Origin of the sequence: Bradyrhizobium sp. A5 (assembly GCF_042076515.1) — a bacterium.
In the GTDB taxonomy this organism is placed as follows: Bacteria; Pseudomonadota; Alphaproteobacteria; order Rhizobiales; family Xanthobacteraceae; genus Bradyrhizobium; species Bradyrhizobium cosmicum.
Genome location: NZ_CP148990.1, coordinates 6,631,234 through 6,646,335 on the forward strand (window position 1 = coordinate 6,631,234; position 15,102 = coordinate 6,646,335).

16 protein-coding genes and 1 tRNA gene are annotated in these 15,102 nt (G+C 64.9%); 7 read left to right on the forward strand and 10 right to left on the reverse strand.

Going from position 1 to position 15,102, the window contains the following annotated elements:
• The first annotated feature begins 5 nt into the window (after positions 1-5).
• From WHZ77_RS31360 to WHZ77_RS31370, 3 genes are all read left to right on the forward strand, one after another.
• Positions 6-833, forward strand: coding sequence for an SDR family NAD(P)-dependent oxidoreductase (locus tag WHZ77_RS31360; protein WP_375311466.1), 828 nt, complete (start codon positions 6-8; stop codon positions 831-833).
• 13 nt (positions 834-846) lie between these two features.
• Positions 847-1,992 (forward strand): acyl-CoA dehydrogenase family protein, encoded by a 1,146-nt coding sequence (locus tag WHZ77_RS31365; RefSeq protein WP_375311467.1) that lies wholly within the window; start codon positions 847-849, stop codon positions 1,990-1,992.
• A gap of 389 nt (positions 1,993-2,381) precedes the next feature.
• Positions 2,382-3,287 carry a hypothetical protein gene (locus WHZ77_RS31370; RefSeq protein ID WP_375311468.1) on the forward strand — a complete coding sequence of 302 codons (906 nt, stop codon included), beginning with the start codon at positions 2,382-2,384 and terminating at the stop codon, positions 3,285-3,287.
• A gap of 60 nt (positions 3,288-3,347) precedes the next feature.
• Here WHZ77_RS31370 and WHZ77_RS31375 read toward each other — a convergent pair whose 3' ends face one another.
• The 7 genes from WHZ77_RS31375 to WHZ77_RS31405 form a co-directional block, all read right to left on the reverse strand.
• Positions 3,348-4,487, reverse strand: a complete 1,140-nt coding sequence (locus tag WHZ77_RS31375; RefSeq protein ID WP_375311469.1) for an amidohydrolase/deacetylase family metallohydrolase — start codon at positions 4,485-4,487, stop codon at positions 3,348-3,350.
• 229 nt (positions 4,488-4,716) lie between these two features.
• Positions 4,717-4,793, reverse strand: a tRNA-Arg gene (locus WHZ77_RS31380).
• Between the two features lie 102 nt (positions 4,794-4,895).
• Positions 4,896-5,852, reverse strand: a complete 957-nt coding sequence (locus tag WHZ77_RS31385) for a tripartite tricarboxylate transporter substrate-binding protein (protein ID WP_375311470.1) — start codon at positions 5,850-5,852, stop codon at positions 4,896-4,898.
• 51 nt (positions 5,853-5,903) lie between these two features.
• On the reverse strand, positions 5,904-6,275 hold the full coding sequence (locus WHZ77_RS31390; protein WP_375311471.1) for a cupin domain-containing protein: 372 nt from the start codon (positions 6,273-6,275) through the stop codon (positions 5,904-5,906).
• Between the two features lie 27 nt (positions 6,276-6,302).
• Positions 6,303-6,941: an RraA family protein gene (locus tag WHZ77_RS31395; RefSeq protein ID WP_375311472.1), complete on the reverse strand. Its 639-nt coding sequence runs from the start codon at positions 6,939-6,941 to the stop codon at positions 6,303-6,305.
• A gap of 27 nt (positions 6,942-6,968) precedes the next feature.
• Entirely contained in the window at positions 6,969-8,486 is a 1,518-nt protein-coding gene (locus tag WHZ77_RS31400; protein ID WP_375311473.1) for an AMP-binding protein, read from the reverse strand.
• A 105-nt stretch (positions 8,487-8,591) separates the two neighbouring features.
• Entirely contained in the window at positions 8,592-9,620 is a 1,029-nt protein-coding gene (locus WHZ77_RS31405; protein ID WP_375314853.1) for an alpha/beta hydrolase, read from the reverse strand.
• A gap of 209 nt (positions 9,621-9,829) precedes the next feature.
• On the opposite strand from WHZ77_RS31405, the gene WHZ77_RS31410 reads away from it, so the two are divergent.
• Complete coding sequence (locus tag WHZ77_RS31410; protein ID WP_375311474.1) at positions 9,830-10,450, forward strand: hypothetical protein; 621 nt, start codon at positions 9,830-9,832, stop codon at positions 10,448-10,450.
• 87 nt (positions 10,451-10,537) lie between these two features.
• Here the strand turns inward: WHZ77_RS31410 and WHZ77_RS31415 are convergent, their stop codons facing one another.
• Positions 10,538-10,753 carry a hypothetical protein gene (locus WHZ77_RS31415; RefSeq protein WP_375311475.1) on the reverse strand — a complete coding sequence of 72 codons (216 nt, stop codon included), beginning with the start codon at positions 10,751-10,753 and terminating at the stop codon, positions 10,538-10,540.
• 18 nt (positions 10,754-10,771) lie between these two features.
• Positions 10,772-11,779, reverse strand: coding sequence for a 2-dehydropantoate 2-reductase (locus WHZ77_RS31420; RefSeq protein ID WP_375311476.1), 1,008 nt, complete (start codon positions 11,777-11,779; stop codon positions 10,772-10,774).
• A 159-nt stretch (positions 11,780-11,938) separates the two neighbouring features.
• On the opposite strand from WHZ77_RS31420, the gene WHZ77_RS31425 reads away from it, so the two are divergent.
• Both WHZ77_RS31425 and WHZ77_RS31430 read left to right on the forward strand, forming a co-directional pair.
• Positions 11,939-12,541, forward strand: coding sequence for a YidB family protein (locus WHZ77_RS31425; RefSeq protein WP_375311477.1), 603 nt, complete (start codon positions 11,939-11,941; stop codon positions 12,539-12,541).
• A 40-nt stretch (positions 12,542-12,581) separates the two neighbouring features.
• Positions 12,582-12,854, forward strand: coding sequence for a GlsB/YeaQ/YmgE family stress response membrane protein (locus tag WHZ77_RS31430; protein ID WP_375311478.1), 273 nt, complete (start codon positions 12,582-12,584; stop codon positions 12,852-12,854).
• A gap of 148 nt (positions 12,855-13,002) precedes the next feature.
• Here the strand turns inward: WHZ77_RS31430 and WHZ77_RS31435 are convergent, their stop codons facing one another.
• Positions 13,003-13,788, reverse strand: coding sequence for an SDR family NAD(P)-dependent oxidoreductase (locus tag WHZ77_RS31435; protein ID WP_143842294.1), 786 nt, complete (start codon positions 13,786-13,788; stop codon positions 13,003-13,005).
• A 247-nt stretch (positions 13,789-14,035) separates the two neighbouring features.
• Between WHZ77_RS31435 and WHZ77_RS31440 the strand changes: the two genes are divergently transcribed.
• Positions 14,036-15,100 (forward strand): acyl-CoA dehydrogenase family protein, encoded by a 1,065-nt coding sequence (locus WHZ77_RS31440; protein WP_375311479.1) that lies wholly within the window; start codon positions 14,036-14,038, stop codon positions 15,098-15,100.
• The last annotated feature ends 2 nt before the right edge of the window (positions 15,101-15,102 follow it).

Below are 15,102 nucleotides of genomic sequence, written 5' to 3' on the forward strand. Positions count from 1 at the left end.
TGCAAATGGCAAAACTGCAAGGAAAGGTCGCGCTGGTCACCGGCTCGGGCCGCGGCATCGGGCGCGCGATCGCACTCAAGCTGGCGCGCGAGGGCGCCAAGGTCGTCGTCAACGATCTCGATGCCGAGCCCGGCGACGCCGTGGTGGCGGAGATCAAGGCGCTCGGTGGCGACGCCACCGCCGTGAACGGCAGCGTCTCGGAAGCGGGCTTCGCCGACCGCTTCGTCGGGGCTGCGCTGGACAAGTTCGGCGGACTCGACATCATCGTCAACAATGCCGGCTACACCTGGGACTCCACAATCCAGAAGATGACGGACGAGCAGTTCCAGGCCATGCTCGACGTCCATCTCGTCGCTCCATTCCGCATCCTGCGTGCTGCCGCCGAGCCGATCCGCGTCTTCGCCAGAAAGGAAGCCGAAGAGGGCCGCGAGGTGTTCCGCAAGGTCGTCAACATCTCCTCGATCGCAGGCCTCTACGGCAACGCCGGACAGGCGAGCTATTCCTCGGCCAAGGCCTCGCTGATCGGGCTGACCCGGACCATGTGCAAGGAGTGGGGCCGCTACAAGGTCAACGTGAATTGCGTCGCCTTCGGTCTCATCAACACCCGCCTGACACAACCGATCGAGGCACAGCAGAAAACCATCGACGTCGCCGGGCGCGACATCAAGGTCGGCGTCCAGCCGCAGATGCTGGATGCGATGTCGCGCATGATCCCGCTCGGCCGCGGCGGCACGCCGGAGGAGGCAGCGGACGCCGTCTATCTGTTCTGCAGCCCGGAATCCAACTATATCAGCGGCCAGGTGGTCGTCGCAGGCGGCGGCCTGATTGTCTAATAGCGGGGGTTTCATGGCATACCGTTCGTCCTGGATGACCGAAGAACTGGACACATTTCGCGACCAGTTCAGGAAATATCTTGCCAAGGATCTGGCGCCGCATGCCGAGAAATGGCGCGAGCAGAAGATGGTCGACCGCTTCGCCTGGCGCGGGCTCGGCGAGATGGGCGCGCTGCTGGCCAGCGTACCGGAGGAATATGGCGGCCTGGGCGCTACCTTCGCCTATGACGCGGCGGTGCTGGAGGACCTCGAAAGCACGGTGCCAGAACTGACGACCGGCGTCTCCGTGCACAGCGCCATCGTCGCGCACTACATTCTCAACTACGGCTCGGAGGAGCAGAAGAAGCGCTGGCTGCCGAAGATGGCCTCCGGCGAGATGGTCGGCGCCATCGCCATGACCGAACCCGGCACCGGATCGGACCTCCAGGCCGTCAAGACCACCGCGAAGAAGCAGGGCAATTCCTACGTCATCAACGGCCAGAAGACGTTCATCACCAACGGCCAGGCCGCCGATCTCATCGTCGTCGTCGCCCGCACCGGCGATGTCGGCGCCAAGGGTATTTCCCTGATCGTCGTCGAGACCGCGGGCGCGGACGGTTACAAGCGCGGGCGCAACCTCGACAAGATCGGCCTGCACGCCTCCGACACGTCGGAGCTGTTCTTCGACAACGTCACGGTGCCGCCGGAAAACCTGCTCGGCAATGAGGAAGGCAAGGGCTTCGTCCAGTTGATGCAGCAATTGCCGCAGGAGCGCCTCGCGCTCGCGGTCGGCGCCGTCGCCGCGATGGAGCGCGCGGTCAGGCTCACCACCGAGTACACCAAGGAGCGAAAGGCGTTCGGCAAGCCACTGATGGACTTCCAGAACACCGCCTTCACGCTCGCCGAGCGCAAGACCGAAGCGATGATCGCGCGCGTCTTCGTCGACTGGTGCATCGAGCGCCTGATCGCCGGGGATCTCGACACCGTCACCGCGTCGATGGCGAAATACTGGTGCTCGGACAAGCAGGTCCAGACCGCCGACGAATGCCTCCAGCTGTTCGGCGGCTACGGCTACATGCAGGAATACCCGATCTCGCGCATCTTCATCGATTCCCGCATCCAGAAGATCTACGGCGGCACCAACGAGATCATGAAGCTGCTGATCGCGAGGTCGCTGTAGAACGGCAAAATAGTGCGCCATGGCTGCGATCCGCCGCGGCGGCATGCTATCGTCGTCCGACGCGAGCAAGTGACAGGCGGGGTGTCATGGGAAGTCGACGTACGGCCTGGATGCCGTCCCCGGGCAAACCATCGTCCGGCGGGAAGTCTTCGGAAAGGGCTTTTGTCTTCATTCCAAGGCTCGTCTGCCCCGGCGACATCCTGCTCACCAGAGTTCCGCTGAATCTGCTTGATCCTTCGACGTTCACAAGCGCCGCGATCCGAGCGGGAAGCCGGACGCCATTCAGCCACGCGGCTCTGTGCGTCGAGCCAGGCTTGATGATCGAAGCGGTTGGAACCGGGGTCTGCAGATTTGCTCTCGCTCCGACGGGAGTACGCTCGAGGAGCAACGTGAAGCTCCTCAGGCTCAATCTCGACGTCGTGGGTGGGCCGTCGCGTGCACAATCGGCTGCAAATCGTGGGCACCAATATTTCTCGCGTGACTATTCGCTGTCCGGAGCAATCGGTGCGCGGATCGCCGCCTTCCGCAAGAAAGGGCGCGGAGACCTGTTCTGTTCAGAGCTCGTCGCGCAGGCGTATGAGGAGGCCAAATGCCCGCTATTGCCCGGCAAGACGCCGGGTGAGATCGCCCCGGGGGATCTGTTGAAATCTGACATTCTGCGGGATGTCACCGACCTCGCGCTGCGAGCCGTCAGGATCGACAGTCCGTTAATGTATTATCTGGATGACGGTTCGCATTTTGAACGAACAGCGCATTGGGAAGTGCGCACGAAGATAAAGATCCTGCAGAGCGAGCCCGTCCAGCGCGAACTGGCCGCCCTCGGCGTCAGCGCTCAAAGCTTCTACGAGCTCGAGAAGGAGCTGAGGAACGACAAGTCTCCCGGCCTCGATCGGGCCGTGCACGACGAGCTGGTGCGGCACGACTTCTGCAGGGAATACATGCGCCGAACGCTTGCATCGATCGGTGTCGCGGACGCTCGCGAGATCGCCGAACCGGTGTTCGCCGCGCGTTTCGAACCGAGCGAAGAACAGCTCGCGCGCATGGACACGGATTCCCTGAACTTCCACAAACAGGATGCCGAGTCCTCGATCATCTCGCTTCAGAACGACGCCATTTCACGAACGGCGGACATCCAGACATGGGCACGGTATCGGGGCAGCGGGAATTCGCGGACCTTCGACTACCTCGCGGCTATGCAGCAGCCTTTGCTTGATCTCAGCGCGCGATTGCTCGGGCTCTTTCAAAAGGAGAACGACTGTCTCGCAGCCGAGCAACGCAAAAGGGCCGCACAATAGCAGGTAGACAATGCTGCAGCCTGCCAGACCGTGACGCCTGAAAGCCCCGGCCAGTACCGATCAATTCGGATGCCACCAGCGACCGCCGATGACGACGCCCTCCGAGACGATCTTGCGATCGCCGGTCAGGTGCTCGCCGACGACGTCGACATAGTCGAACTCGCCCTGCCTGACCGTAACAAGCGTGGCGTCGCCGACGCTGCCGGGCTTGAGGCTGCCGAGCTCGGGACGCCGCAACGCCATTGCGGCGTTCACCGTCGAGGTTGCGATCACATCCGAAAGCTCCATGCCCATGCACAGGAATTTCGACAGTGTCGTGACCTGGTCGAAGGCCGGACCGTCGATGCAGAGCTGGTGGATGTCGGACGAGATCGTGTCCGGATAGAAGCCGTTCGCGAGCATCGCGCGCGCGGTCTTGAAGGCGAATGAGCCCTTGCCGTGGCCGATGTCGAACAGCACGCCGCGCTCGCGCGCGTCGAGCACCGCCTTCTTCACCGTGCCTTGCGCGGTCGCCGGCGTGTTCGGGAAGGGGCGGAACGCATGGGTCAGCACGTCGCCGGGCCGCAGGCGCGCCAGCACCTCTTCATAGCTCGGTGGCGGATGGTCGATATGCGCCATCAGGGGCATGCCGACCTCGTTCGCGACCTCGAGCGCGATGTCGAGCGGCACGGCCCCTGATGTGCCCGACGAGTGCAGGCCCACGCGCACCTTGATACCGACGATGAGATCGCGATTCTCATCGGCGACCTTGGCCGCCTCGATCGGATTCATCAGCCGCAACTCCTCGCTCTCGCCGACCATGATCCGATGCGAAAAGCCAAAGATGCCGGCATGCGAGACGTGAAGATAAGCGAGGATGCGGACCTGGCTCGGCCCGATCACGTGCTTGCGGAAGCCGGCGAAATTGCCGGGACCGGCGCTGCCGGTATCGACCGCCGTGGTGACGCCGGAGAGGCGGCAGAATTCCTCGGCATCGATGCCGAGCGAGGTGCCGCCCCAATAGACATGGGTGTGGAGATCGATCAGCCCCGGCGTCACGATGAACCGCGAGACGTCGCGCACATCCGTGCCCGGATCCGCCTTGAGCCCGCTGCCGATCGCGGCGACCTTGCCACCGGCGAAGGCGACATCGGTCACGGCGTCGAGCTTCTGGGAGGGGTCGACCACACGGCCGCCGCGCAGGATCAGATCGAAAGGCATTCTGGTCTCCGGATGTCGTGCTGAGATGGCCGACCGTCAGTCGGCCAAAAGGAAGGAAGCCCACGCTTCCAGCAATTTTTGCGCCGGACGGACGGAAAAGCGCAACCATGTTTTGGCCGACGCTGCTCCATAGCGCCGCGCTTCGTCCGCCACATCGGCGTGACACCTGCCGACTATCGCAAGCGCCTTGCGCCGATGTCGGCTTAAGCGGTGGGAGGGGAGACAGTTATGGCGATCCCGGCATGACTCGAACATGCGACCTACGGTTTAGGAAACCGCCGCTCTATCCGGCTGAGCTACGGGACCGCGGAACCCGCCGGTCAGGCGGGTTGCCTGGAGGTGTTCATATCAAAGCGAGGGCGGGATCGGAAGCCCTCCGCCGGCCGAATGCGGAGGTCTTCCCGTCCCTCACGCCTTGATATTGTTGTCCTTGACCACCTTGCCCCAAGTGGCGACCTGCTTGTCGAAGAAGCTCTTGAAGGCGGGGCCGTCCTCGAGCAGCAGCGTCATCTGCTGGGTCTCCTTGAGCTGGGCGGCGGTCGCGGGCTCGCTCAGGATCTCCTTTGACGCCGTCGCCATGGCGGAGACGATGTCGGGCGGCGTGCCTGTCGGCGCGAAGATGCCCCACCAGGCCAGCGTCTCGAAGTCCGGAAAACCCGCTTCGATCGCGGTCGGCGTATCCGGCAAGGCCGGCAGCCGCTCGCGGCCGAGCTGCAGGATCGGGCGCAGCATGTTGCTGCCGAGCTGGGCTGCGACCAGCGCCGCCGATCCCGCAATCAGATCGACATGGCCGCCGAGCACGTCGTTCATCGCAGGCCCGCCGCCGCGATAGGGCACATGCATGATCTCGACGCCAGCCTTGTTGCCGAGCACGGTCATGGCGAGATGGCCGAGCGTGCCGATGCCGACGGAAGCGTATTTCACCGCGCCGGGGGTCGCCTTGCAGGCCGCGACCACGTCGGCAAAGCTCTTGTAGGGGCGGCCGGCACCGGCCGCGATCACATAAGGCGCGGTACCGACCAGGAACACCGGCATCAGCTCACGCTCGACGTCGAGCGGCGGCTTGTCGAGAATGGCCGGGATTACCGCGTGGGAATCGAAGGTAACCAGGAACGTCGAGCCGTCCGCCGGGCTCTTGGCGACCTGCGCGGCGCCGAGAGCGCCGGCGGCGCCCGACTTGTTCTCGACCACGACGATGCGGTTGAGTTTCGTCTGCAGATTGCTCTGCAGCAGCCGCGCCATCGCATCGGTCGAGCCGCCCGGCGGAAACGGCACGACCAATGTGATCTTGCCGGCCTGAGCCATCGCCGGCGTCATTGCAAGAATGGCCGGCGCGGCCAGCAGCGTGCGTCGTGTGATCGTCATGGTCCCCTCCCTTGATTTGTTTTGCGCTTAGCTTTTTTGCTTTTGAGCGCTTCAGGTCGTTCCGAAACCCGACCCCGCCTTTTTGTACTCGGGTCGTGGTGGACTGAAGATGTCCAGCACCCTGGCGCCGTCGGGGCCGGCGCGCATGGTGTGCGGAACGTTGCCGGGCGTGCGCCAGAAATCGCCCTTCTTCACCGCGATTTCCTCATCACCCTGGACGCGGATGGCGGAGCCGTCGAGCAGCACGCCCCATTGCTCCTCGGGATGATGGTGCAGCGTGCCCTGCGCATGCGGGCCCAGCGTCACCACCGACAGCATCGCCTGCTCGCCGGAGAAGATGCGCGTGGTGACGCCCGCCGCGAGCTCGCGGAACAGCCCGTCGGCGGGATTGTCGATATTGTGGAATTCTTCCTTCTGGCTCACGCCATCCTCCCCTTCGTTTTTCTCTGATCAGGACTTGCCGTAGGAGCCCTGGTAGCGGCCCTCGCGGATCGCCTTCATGGTCTCCTCCTCGCGCGCGACCTGGGCGCGGACCGCTTCCAGCAGTGCGGCCGCACCGGCGGCGGGAAACGACACCACGCCGTCCTCGTCGCCGACCACGATGTCGCCGGGCGAAATCACGCTGCCGCCGATCGAAACAGGCACGTTGATCTCGCCGGGGCCGTTCTTGTAGGGGCCGCGATGGATCACCGCGCGGGCGTAGCAGGGAAAATCATCGCCGGCGAACGAGGCGACATCGCGGATCGCGCCGTCGATCACATAGCCCTCGGCTTTGCGCCACTGCGCGATGGTCTTCATGATCTCGCCGACCAGCGCGCGGGTCTCGTCGCCGCCGCCGTCGACCACGATGACGTCGCCGGGGCCGACCAGTTCCAGCGCGCGGTGGATGGCGAGATTGTCGCCAGGACGGGTGCGCACCGTGAAAGCCGTCCCCACCAGCTTGCCGCCGCGATGATAGGGCTTGAGGCCCACCGCGCCCGGCAGCCGGGCGAGATTGTCTGAAATGACCGAGGTCGGCGCACCTCGAAAGCCCTCGATGATCTCGGCAGGCGGCTTCGGCACGCTGATCGCAGCGATCGTGATCGTCATGTCAAAAAAGTCCTTTCGTGAATTTTCTTATTCTGCGTGCGCCTGTGCCTTTGCCGGCCAGATCCGGAAAGCGCGCCCTTCCTTCATCCACGCTGCGCGTTCGTCGCGCAACAGGGTGCGTCGGACTTTTCCGGAATCATCACGCGGCGGGGCGGCCACGATCTCGAAACTTTCGGGGTGCTTGTAGCGGCTGAGCCTGTCCTTCAGAAAGCCCACCATGCCGTCGGCGATGGCCTGGCCATCCGCATTGGGCTCCGGCTCGATGATGGCGTGCACGCGCTGGCCCAATTCCGGATCGGGCAATCCCACCACGACGCAGGACCGCACACCGGGTGCTTCGGAGACCGCGGCCTCAACCTCGGCCGGATAGATGTTGGCGCCGCCGCGCAGCACCATGTCGGCGAGGCGATCGCCGAGATAGAGATAGCCTTCCGCATCGAACCTGCCGATATCGCCGAGCGATTCCCAGCCGTCGGCGCGACGCTTCGGCTCGGCGCCGAGATAATGGTAGGTGGCGTCCTTGCCGTCATTGTTGAGGAAATAGATCTCGCCGGTCTCGCCCGGCGCGACGTCGTTGCCGTCCTCGCCGAGGATCCGCAGTTTGGCCATCTCGCCGATCTTGCCGACCGAGCCCTTGTGGGTCAGCCATTCCGTACCTGATATGATGCACGAGCCCTGCCGCTCGGTGCCGCCATAGAGCTCCCAGACCCGCTCCGGGCCGAGCCAGTCGATCCAGTTCTCCTTCAGCCAGGGCGGCATTGGCGCGGCCATGTGGAACACGGTCTGCAGGCTCGAGACGTCGTAAGAATTGCGCACGTTCTCCGGCAGCGCCCAGATCCGGTGCATCATGGTCGGCACGAAATTGACCCATTGCACGCGCTCGCGCGCGATCTGGCGCAGCGTCTCCTCGGCGTCGAACTTGACGAGGCCAGTGAGCTTGCCGCCGCCGAACAACGCGTAATGCGACACGATGAACGGTGCATTGTGATAGAGCGGCCCCGGATTGAGCAGCGAGGCCCCGAAGGGAATGCTGAGCGGCAGCGCCGCCGCCGTGTCGATCACCGCCGGCTGGTGATCGAGGATCACTTTCGGCCGGCCGGTCGAGCCGCCGCTGGTCATGGCCTTCCAGTAGCGCGACACTGGCGGGTCGAGCAGCTCATCCGAAAACCCTTCCGGCACGAAATCCGCGGGCAAACGGTTCGGCGCGTTCCAGTCGGCCTCGCCGCCGACCACCAGCGCCGGCTTCAGGATCTCGAGCACCGCAGCGGCCTCGCCGCGCGGCAGCCGCCACGACAGCGAGGTCGGCGTCGCCCCGCACTTCCACACCGCAAAAGACGTCTCGAAAAACGCATTGCCGTTCGGCAGGCCGACCGCGACGAAATCGCCAGGCTTGACGCCCTTGGCGGCAAACGTCCGCGCACGCCGGTTGGCGCCGCGCTCAAGCTCATCCCATGTCAGCGTATCCTGCCCATGTTGGACGGCGATCGTGCCTTGCGGTTTGCGCTCGGCGTACCAGCGCGGCACATCGGACAGGGGCAGCAGCATCAGGCGTTTCCACTTCGTCTTCTTGGCGCCGCCTCAGGATGAGGCGCTCACGGTGCGAAGTGTAACAGCCGGAGCAAACCCTTCAAGCTATCTGCCTTCAATGCATCACCGCTCCGCCCCGCAGCCCGGAATATCGAACAGCGCCGCAAGACCGCATTTCGAGGTCAGCATCTTGTCGCCGTCGTGGCCGACGCCGGCGACGTCCCAGACCCGGTGATTGGGCGTTCCGTGGCCGCGCTTGGCCATCGCGTCCGTATAAGCGTGGCCGCGGACGTAGCGGGTGGGGCCCTGCGCCTGCGCCATGCAGCTCTTGTCCAGTTCAGCGTGCTTGGGATTGGTGTCGAGCGTACCGAGCAGGTAGATCACCTCGCGCTCGACATAGCGCTGCTCGAGCGCCGCCGGTGTCGCATCCGCGAGATAGGGCGGCCGGTCGCCCATGCCGTATTTCCAGTTGTTGTAGCCGGGACAGGATGCGGCAATCGCGGGCGCGGGCCGGTCCGTACCGAAATACGCATAGGACGAGGAATTGGCAACGACATAGCGGATGTCGATGTGCTGGCGCGACAGCTTTGCCTCGCCCTTGCCGGCGATAGCGTAGCGCTGCACGACCTGACCGCCGCCGGAATGACCGGCCACCACGACCTGCTTCAGGTTTGGAAACAGGCGCCGGTCGGAGAGTTTTGCCAGAATCGCATCGAGCGCCTCGAAGGACGACACCGGGGTGGGTGCGAGCGCGGCATCACCGCCCTCCCATCCCTCCAGCGACCAGCGCAGCATGTCCTCCGGCAGCTTGTGCGCTTCGATATCGATCTCCGTCAGAAATTGCGGCACGATCATCAGCGCGCTCTTGCCGTCGTCGCCCGCTGCGGCCTGGGCGTTGTTGGCCGATATGTAATATTCGTCGGCATTGCGCAGGCGTCCGTGCAGCAAGATGATCGCGCGCGAGATCACCGGCAGCGGCATGGACCAGTCGCGGGAGAGGTAGAGCGGCAGCATTCCCCGGCCGCCGACCGCAAGCCGCGCATCGCCGATGGCCTTCACCGGCTTGCGGTTGGGCGCATCTTCGTCGGCTGCGAAAGCATGGCTGGAAACGATCGCGAACGCAATTGCGGCGAACCAGGCCAGCGCTCTCATGACGGACATTCCCCTTCGCATTCAAACCGATAAAACTTTAAACGCAACACGTGCCACGCGGCTGTGACTCGCGGGCCACGTCAAGCAAAAAATGTCAGCATTGCAGCCATGAAATTCCCGGGTTCCGAGGGTGACAAGCCGGCGATAAAGGGGCAAAAATCCGGCTCGACTCAGTTCGGGTTGAGTTTTGCAAGGAATGCTCTCGTAGAATGTCGGTCGTGTCTGCATCGCGTCGTGCGGCGCTTCTCGCTGCCACAGCAGGATTTTTTCTGCTGACGCCGTCGCATGCCCAGGCGCAATGGTGGAAACGCGCACCGGTCGATTTCGAGGAATGCGCCGACGCCGCCGAAAAGGCCGCGACCAAGACCGAGAAGACCTCCGCCCTAGCCGATTGCAATGCGAGGTTCGCCGGCCGGCGCAAGGCCGGCGGCGGCTATTCCTATTACGACTTCCTCCAGGACCGCACCTTCGACATCGCAGGTCCCAATCCGACGCCGGACGAGCAGAAGAAGATCGACGAATCCTACACCGCCTATCTCGCCAATCAGCGCCGCAGCAATGAAGCGGCTCAGGCCGCCATGCGTCAGCAGCGCGAGCAGCAGGAACGACAGGCGCAGCAACTTCAGCAGGTCGCGCTGCGCACCGAGGTCCAGCGCGTGCCCGTGCCGGTGGAGCGACCGAAGGTGCAACAGGTCGTCAACCCGCGGCCGAAGGGCGCCCCCTGCGTCAAGGGTTCATTCTCCTGCGAATGGCCGCGGCTATCGGAAGGCTTGAACGATCTGAAGAAGCTGTTCAACCCGACGCCGAGCAAGCCGGCGAAGAAGGGGTGAGCCGCTAACGCGGCAAACTCCGCTGTCGTCCCGGACAGGCGTAGCGAAGCGGAGCGCTGATCCGGGACGACAGCGGAGAGTGTGGCCTCAGTTCGGATGCTTCTTCTTGCCGCGCTTCGGTTTGACCTCCGGTGTACTCGCCGGCTCCGTGACCGTCGGCGAGCTGCCCAACTGCGACCGGCTCTCCTGCAATCGCCTGTCATAGCCGGGAGAGTTCATGACGGTCGGCGGCCTCGCCAAGGCGAGTGTCGATGCGCCGCAGAGCGCGGCCAGCGCGAGCCCGATCGTTAGACAACGCCTCATCGCGTCCCTCCATCACTTTCAAGCCACGCCCCGAATCTGCTGCGGCGTCAGCCGCGGCGGGCCGTTACCCGCCGCCTCGGCCTCCTTGATCAGCGCAACAATGCGGCGCATCAGCGGCACGCCGATCTTGTTCTGCTCGGCAAGAGCAATGACCGCGCCCTGGAGGTAGTCGATCTCGGTCTTGCGGCCCAGCTTCAGATCCTGCCACATCGACGAGCGCGCCTCCGGATCGATCTTCATCGTGCGGCCGAGGATCGCATTGAAGATCACATCCGGCAGCTTCAGCAAGGTCGGCGTCCAGTTCGCCGGGATCGGAGTCGCCGAGACCGGCGCAATGCCGGCCGCCTTCAGCGCAGCCAGGCCCTCCGCCATCTGGTCGGCGAACAATCTTCGCCAGTCCCGGTTCGCCAGTTGCGCGGCGAGCGGCATGTCGGACAGCGCGCTGAGTGCGTTGTTGAGATTGATGATCAGCTTGCCCCATTGCACGCCGGCGATATCGCGGCTGGCGCGCATCGTGAGGCCGGGCACCGAGAGCGCCGCGGCCGTGTTCGCTTCGTCCTCGCCAACATGAATATCGCCTGAGGTCGAGCGGTGGAAGCGCCCCTCGCCCATCGCGATCACGTTGAACGGCACCATGCCGGCGAGCACGCGCCGCCCGCCCAGGCGCCCGCGCAGAACCGCGACATGGCCGACGCCGTTTTGCAGGGAGATGATGACGGCATCCTGCGGCGCATGCTGCGCGATCTGGTCCGCGACATCGGCGGTGTCGGCGCTCTTCACCGTGACCAGCACGATGCCGGCACTGTGGAGGATCGAAGCATCCTCCGACAGCGCGAGCTGGCCCGCGCCCAACTTTTTCTCGGAGCCGTCGAAATCCGTCAGCCGCAGGCCGAACCGCTCGATCTCGGTCTTCACCCGCGGCCGCACCAGCAGCGCGACGCGGCGACCGGCGGCCGCCAGCATGCCGCCGACGAAGCATCCGATGGCGCCCGCGCCGGCCACCACGATCGGTCGATCCGTAACCACCAGACCTTAACCCCCCTGAACGACACGCCTTCGATAGCAGAGGAGAGGCCTGCTGCCCATGGAACGGTTGCGGTGCAATCGCCTTGTATCCGTCATGAGAGCCTCATATGTTTTCAAACGGGGCTTGTTTCCGGCAACAGATCGCCAAGGGAGAACGCCATGGGTTTGCTCGACGTCCTCAACGGCATGCAGAACGGCCCGCGCGGCCCGAGCACGCCAAGCTCTGAGAAATCCTCCGGCGGCATGTCGCCGATGACCATGGCGCTGCTCGGCCTGCTCGCCTGGAAGGCCTTCAAGCATCTGACGGCAGGCCAGCCCGGCGCAGCGCCGCAAACGTCCCCGACGCCGACACACCTCCCCCCGCCGGTGAATGCGGGCGCGGGCGGTGGCCTCGGCGGCGCACTTGGCGGAAGCGGTGGCCTGGGTGACCTCCTGAAGGGCGGCCTCGGCGGCCTGCTCGCGGGCGGCGCGGCCGGCAGCGTACTCAGCGGCGGGCTCGGCGATCTCCTCAAACAGCTCCAGCAGGGTGGCCAAGGCGAGACCGCGAATAGCTGGGTCGGCAAGGGCGAGAACAAGGCGATCGCGCCCGGCGATCTCGCCAAGGCGCTCGGCGCCGACCAGATCGAGAGCCTGTCCGCCCAGAGCGGCCTGTCGCGCGATGAGCTGCTCTCCGGCCTCAGCCAGTATCTGCCGCAGGTGGTTGATCACCTGACGCCGGACGGCCGGCTGCCGACCGAGAATGAAATCTCGGGCAGACTTTAACAGAGGCCTGATCTACGAATTCAGGAAGGGAAGCATTGTCATGAGTTTCGGCGGCCTGTTGTGGATCATCGTCGTCGGCTTCATCGCCGGCCTCATCGCGCGCTGGCTCGCGCCGGGACCGAACAACCCGAGCGGCTTCATCCTCACCACCATCCTCGGCATCGCCGGGGCATTTCTGGCGACCTTGATCGGCCAGTCGATCGGGCATTACGGCCCGGACCAGGGCGCGGGATTCATCATGGCCACCATCGGCGCCGTGGTGGTGCTGTTCATCTGGAACAGGCTGGTGGCAAGCGGCGTGATCAAGGGGTAGCGACTCGAAGCGCCGAGAAACGGCACGCCTACTCAACATCGTCATGCCCGGGCTTGACCCGGGCATCCACGTCTTTCGATCTGCGCGGCGATACGTGGATGGCCGGGTCAAGCCCGGCCATGACGCGGAGAGAGCTTGCCGAGCACTCTCACGTAATCAAATGCATCCCCGCATCCATCCGCACGACCTCACCGGTCATGTTGCTGGACGCCGGCATCGCCAGGAAGCAGACGAGCTGCGCGATGTCGTCGGCGGTTGAGGCGACCTTGAGCGGCACCTTGGCCACCACACTGTCGCGCACCTGCTTGGCGCCGGCCTCGCCGCGGCCCTTGGTGAACCAGGGCGTATCGATATAGCCGGGGCACACCGTGTTGACGCGGATCAGCGGCGCCAGCGCGCGCGACAGCGACAACGTCATGGTGTTGAGCGCGCCCTTGCTCGCGGCATAGGCGATCGACGAGCCGACGCCGCTGATGCCGGCGACCGAGGACACGTTGACCACCGCCGACGGCCGGCTAGAGGCTTTCGACCCGGCCTCGAGCAGGCTGCGCGCCGCGCGCACCATCTGGAACGGGCCGATGGTGTTGACGCCGTAAAGGCGCTGAAAATCCTCCGCCGACAATCCGTCGAGATCGGCGTGAGCCACATGCTTGGTGGTGCCGGCATTGTTGACGAGGATGTCGAGCCGGCCCCAGCCGCTGGCGGCCGCGACGATCTTGCGGCAATCCTCATCCTTCGAGACATCGCCCTGCGCGACCACAACCTCCGCGGCCCCGGCCTTGCGGCAGAGCTCTGCCGTGGCCTCGGCTTCCTTCTGGCTCGACGAATAGTTGATGACGAGCCGCGCCCCGCTCCGCGCGAGAATTTCCGCGGTCGCCGCACCCAGCCCGGATGCAGACCCCGTCACGATTGCGCACAGACTGTCTTTTGCCATCCGGATGTCCTTCCCCTTGATTGAATATCGGCGACCTGTTTAGCGAGTTTGCCGCGCCCTGCAAATCGAGCAAACTCCGCTAAACGGAATTAATCCAGATGGGGTCTTGCGCCCATGCCGGTGCCGCAGACGGGCTTGCGATCAACGCTTGTCAGGGCCATGGCTTTTTCCGATCATCGGGCGCAAGAAGAGACCGCGCGCCACCCCATTGGGCGGACCGCGCCAATGGCAAAACACGGGGAACGCTGTGGCGGAGAGTGACAATATCGTCGTCGAGACCGCGGAGAAAATCTTCGCCGATCTCGCCGATCCGCAAGAGATCAATAACGACAAGAAGGATTCGTGGCAGGCGCCGCTGTGGCAGGCGCTGAGCGAAGCCGGCTTGCCCTTGTCATGGGTGCCGGACGATCTCGGCGGCTCCGGTGCGAGCCTCGCCGACGGCTTTGCGCTGCTGAACGCCGCCGGCCGTTTCGCGGTCGCAGTTCCCCTGGCCGAAACGATGCTCGCCGGCTGGCTGCTGGCGCAGGCGAAGATCAGCTCGCCGGAAGGTGAGATGACGGTGCTGCCGGCCTCTCCGAGAGACCGCATCACGCTCGATGCCGATGGCGCGCTCTCCGGCCGTGCTCGCGGCATACCCTTCGCAAAGGCAGCCAGGCACTTTGCGGTGCTGGCACACGGCAAGGACGGCGTCTCCATCGCGCTGGTCGACGCCGGCAAGGGCCGGATCGAATCCGGCCTCAATGTCGGCTACGACCACAGCGACACCGTCACGCTCGACAAGGTCCAGCCCGTCACCATCAAGGCCGCGCCTGATGGCGTAGACCAGACCAGCCTGATGCTGATGGGCGGCGTCGCGCGCAGCCTTCAGATCGCCGGCGCGCTGGAAGCGATGCTCGACATCTCCGTGCGCTACTCCAACGAGCGGGTCGCCTTCGAGAAGAAGATCTCGAAATTCCAGGCGGTGCAGCACAATCTCGCCCGTCTCGCCGGCGAGTCCGCCGCAGCGCTCGCGGCTGCGACCTCCGCGGCCGACGCGATCGCGAATGCAAAATCATTCGACGACGCGGTCTATCTCGAAGCCGCCTCCGCAAAAATCCGCTGCGCCGAAGCCGCGGAAAAGGGTGGCGCCATCGCGCATCAAGTCCACGGCGCGATCGGCTTCACCATCGAGCACATCCTGCACCGTTACTCGCTGCGGGCGCTGGCCTGGCGCGACGATTTCGGCTCGGAGAGCCATTGGGCCGTCGAGCTCGGCAAGCTGGTCGCGAGCCGTGGTGCCGACGAATTGTGGCCGCTCGTGGCGTCGCGCTGATC